At 68.5% G+C, this 3,320-nt stretch carries 7 protein-coding genes; all 7 read right to left on the bottom strand.

Annotation, left to right across the window (positions count from 1 at the left end):
- Positions 1-187: EscU/YscU/HrcU family type III secretion system export apparatus switch protein (locus AC16JP_RS09775; RefSeq protein WP_484340426.1), on the bottom strand; the 187-nt coding region annotated here is incomplete at its 3' end.
- The gene (locus tag AC16JP_RS09770; protein ID WP_484340425.1) at positions 150-926 is read right to left on the bottom strand and encodes a flagellar biosynthetic protein FliR; all 777 of its coding nucleotides are present in this window, start codon (positions 924-926) and stop codon (positions 150-152) included. The genes AC16JP_RS09770 and AC16JP_RS09775, both read right to left, overlap by 38 nt.
- A 5-nt stretch (positions 927-931) precedes the next feature.
- Positions 932-1,201 (bottom strand): flagellar biosynthetic protein FliQ, encoded by a 270-nt coding sequence (locus AC16JP_RS09765; RefSeq protein ID WP_484340424.1) that lies wholly within the window; start codon positions 1,199-1,201, stop codon positions 932-934.
- A 4-nt stretch (positions 1,202-1,205) separates the two neighbouring features.
- The gene (fliP, locus tag AC16JP_RS09760; protein WP_484340423.1) at positions 1,206-2,015 is read right to left on the bottom strand and encodes a flagellar type III secretion system pore protein FliP; all 810 of its coding nucleotides are present in this window, start codon (positions 2,013-2,015) and stop codon (positions 1,206-1,208) included.
- Positions 2,012-2,326 (bottom strand): flagellar biosynthetic protein FliO, encoded by a 315-nt coding sequence (locus AC16JP_RS09755; RefSeq protein ID WP_484340422.1) that lies wholly within the window; start codon positions 2,324-2,326, stop codon positions 2,012-2,014. The genes fliP and AC16JP_RS09755 overlap by 4 nt, the downstream gene beginning before the upstream one ends.
- Positions 2,326-2,862: a FliM/FliN family flagellar motor switch protein gene (locus AC16JP_RS09750; RefSeq protein ID WP_484340421.1), complete on the bottom strand. Its 537-nt coding sequence runs from the start codon at positions 2,860-2,862 to the stop codon at positions 2,326-2,328. The genes AC16JP_RS09755 and AC16JP_RS09750 overlap by 1 nt, the downstream gene beginning before the upstream one ends.
- A partial coding sequence (locus AC16JP_RS09745; protein WP_484340420.1) for a FliM/FliN family flagellar motor switch protein occupies positions 2,859-3,320 on the bottom strand: 462 nt, incomplete at its 5' end. The genes AC16JP_RS09745 and AC16JP_RS09750, both read right to left, overlap by 4 nt.

Here is a 3,320-nt window from a genome sequence, read left to right as displayed (position 1 = left end):
GCGGCGCTTCCGCCCACAGCCACATCGCCGCTGCGCCCCCGGCAAGCGCCGTTGCCAGTTCGCGCGAAGCCGGGCGGTCGCCCTTTTCGCGCGCCTGCTCGCGGCGGTGCGCGGTCGGCGCCTCGGTACGCTCGTCTTTCGGGGGTTCGTCAGCCAAGAAGCGCCGCCGCCGCCAGTTCCTGCACACCGGTGAGGCTTGCCGAAAGGCTGGCGGAAAGGCCGGGCAGCGCCGGTGGCATCGCGGCAAGGCCGGCCAGCATCATCAGCGGGAAGCCAACCGAAAACAGATTGAGTTGCGGCGCCGACCTTGCAGCGACCGCAAGCGCCAGATTGACCAGCAGCAGCCCGGTCGCGACCGGCAGTGCCGCCATCATGCCGGACGCGATGGCAAACCCGCCCCAGCCGACGATGGCGCGCAGTCGCTCAGGCTGGAACAGGGCTGCCGCTGTCGGCATGGCGGCATAGCTTTCCGCGACGAGGCGCAGCAGCAGCAGATGGCCGCCACCACCAAGAAACAGCGCCCAGCACAACAGAGCCATCAGCCCTGAGACGACCGGCTGAGCAGGCGCCCCCGGCGCCACCATCGTCGCGAAGCCGATGCCCATCGCCTGTGCCAGCCATTCCCCGGCCAGCAGGGCAGCGGCAAACGCAGCATGGAGCGCCAGCGCCACGACCGCACCGATCAGCAGTTCGCCCGCAACTGCCGCGAGGCCGGCAAGGCTCAGCATGTCGGCCGGGATTTGCGGCGGGTGCGCGCCCCCCAGAACCAGCAGGCCGAATGCGCCGGAAAGGCCGATCCGCACCCTGAGCGGGATCAACTGGCCGCCCAGCGCCGGCAGCAGCGCCAGCATCGAGCCACACCTGAGCGACGCGAACAGCATCGCCTGCAACCCCTGTTCGGGCGATGCGGTGAACACCGCTTCCACGCCGGTCAGCGCGCCATCGCCGGGATCGCCGCCATGGTTTCGCGCGCGAAGTCCACCAGCAGCCCGCCGGAGATCGACCCGAACAGCATCAGCGCCAGAAACACGCCGATCAGTTTCGGCACGAAGGTAAGCGTCGCCTCCTGGATCGAGGTTGCGGCCTGCAGCAGCCCGATCACCAGACCGATCACCAGCGCCGGTATCAGAGCCGGCAGCACCGCAAGGATCAACACCCATAGTGCGCGCGCGGCATGATCGTGGAGCAAAGCCTCGGCCATCGGGTCAGGCGGCAAAGCTTTGGACGAGCGATGCCGTCACCAGCGCCCAGCCGTCGATGGCGACGAACAGCATCAGCTTGAACGGCAGCGCGATCATCACCGGCGACACCATCATCATCCCCAGCGCCATCAGCACGCTGGCGACGACCAGATCGATCACCAGAAACGGCAGAAACACCAGAATACCGATCTGAAACGCGGTTTTCAGTTCCGAAGTGGCGAATGCGGGCATCAGCACCCGCATCGGCACGTCGCGCGGGCTGGCATAGGCGCCGGCGCCTGCGATTTCCGAGAACAGCCGCAGATCCGCCTTGCGGGTGTTCTTCAGCATGAAGCCGTGCAGAACATCACCTGCCCGCGCGATCGCCTGCTCGGCCGGCAACTGGTCGGCGACGAAGGGTTGCAGCGCTGCATGGTTGATCTGGTTCAGCGTCGGCTGCATCACGAAGAAGGTCAGGAACAGCGAAAGGCCCACCAGCAACTGGTTCGGCGGCGCCTGCTGCAAGCCGATCGCCTGCCGCAGGATCGCCAGCACCACCATGATGCGGACAAACGCCGTCATCATCAGCAGCACCGACGGCAGCAGCGCCAGCAGCGTCATCAGCAGCAGCACCTGCAGCGACAGCGAAAACGGCGTTGCCCGTTCGCCGCCCGCCAGTGCGATCAGGCCGCCCAGCGCCGACGGTGGCGGCCCGCCCGGTTCGGCGGCAAGCGCAGGCGCAGCAGCGAGCAGCAGCGCGACGAGACCAGCCGCAAACCACAGCAGATCGCGCAGGTGCAGTGGCCGCAACCGGGGGAGGTGGGAGCGATTCATCGGCCTTCCTCGCGGGGGGTGGGCGGTTCGTTCGCGTCGGCCAGCAGCGTGAAGGATTGCCCGGCGACGCCGACCAGCAGGTCGCGATCGAGGAAACGCACATGCGCCAGCCTGACCCCTGGCGAGACGGCGACGGTGGAGGCAATGGCAAGCGCCGCTTCGCCCGGCGGGCGGGCGGGCGCCGCGCGACGCGTGCCGATGTGCGGCGGCAAAGGCAGCCAGCCGCGCTTTGCCGCCAGCAGCAGTGCGGCCGCCAGCAGGCAGACGAGGGGCAGCGCAACCGCCAGGCGCCAGGCGAATTCGGCGAGCATCAGTTGCCCCCTCCGGCCAGAATGTCGAGGAGGCGGATGCCGAAACGCTCGCCCATGGTGACGATCTCGCCCCTTGCGAAGGGGCGGCCGTTGGCCAGCACCAGCACCGGTTCGTTCGCCATGCTGTCGAGGGTGAAGAGCTGGCCGGGATCGACTTCCATCAGTTCACGCAAAGGAACCTTGCGGCTGCCGACTTCGACCGACAGCATCACCTCGATCGCGGCGAGTTGCGGCGGTATGGCGCCGATGCGTGGCGATGTGTCGCCGCCTGCCCCCCGGCCGCTGTCCGACGAAAGATCGGCGGAAAACGGTCGGGCGGGTGCCGGTTGTGCCGACGGGTCGGTGCCGAAGGCTGGTGCAGGTTCAACCGGGGCTGCGGTGGCTGTTTGATCTTCTTCCGGCCCGTGTTCCTGTGGCCGATCCTGTTCCGACCAGTCGTCGAACTCGATGCGGACACTGCCGGTATCGGCTTCTGCGGCCGCACTTCCGGCGCGCTGCGTGCGTGCATTGAACTCCGGCGGGGGGACTGCGTTCATGGTTGTTCTTCTGGTCCGGTCGTGGAGGAAGCGAGCCGGTCTGCGGCGATGCGCGCGAACGACTGGCCGCCAACCATCAGGTCGACGTCGCGGGGGTGTTCGAGGGGGAGGATGTCGCCCGGCTGCAAGGCGGAAACATCGCCCAGCGGCAACGGCAGCCGCGCAACCCTGAGCGTGACGGGAAGCAGCAGATCGAGCGCGCGTTCGCGGGTGCGGCGGCGCCACAGGGCCGGATCGGGCGGCGGTGCCGGAACGCATGGCAGCGGCACCCGTAACCCGAGCAGGCAGCCCACATCTTCGAAATCGAGATCGAGCAGAAGCTGCGGCACCTGAGCCTGCGCGATCGCCATCGCAGCGGGGGGCGCATCGGCGACGCGGGCCGGGGTTCCGGATGCCCCGAGCGCGCGTGAAACCGCCTGCCCCAGAAACTGCGCCAGCACCGCCCAGGAACCGCTGTT

The organism is Sandaracinobacteroides sp., assembly GCF_057137845.1.
This window is presented reverse-complemented; position numbering and strand designations above follow the sequence as displayed.

Coding starts and splice junctions, on each gene's coding strand:
- AC16JP_RS09750 (WP_484340421.1), bottom strand. CDS start 2,862: ATGAACGCAGTCCCCCCGCCGGAGTTCAATGCACGCACGCAGCGCGCC.
- fliP (WP_484340423.1), bottom strand. CDS start 2,015: ATGAATCGCTCCCACCTCCCCCGGTTGCGGCCACTGCACCTGCGCGAT.
- AC16JP_RS09765 (WP_484340424.1), bottom strand. CDS start 1,201: ATGGCCGAGGCTTTGCTCCACGATCATGCCGCGCGCGCACTATGGGTG.
- AC16JP_RS09755 (WP_484340422.1), bottom strand. CDS start 2,326: ATGCTCGCCGAATTCGCCTGGCGCCTGGCGGTTGCGCTGCCCCTCGTC.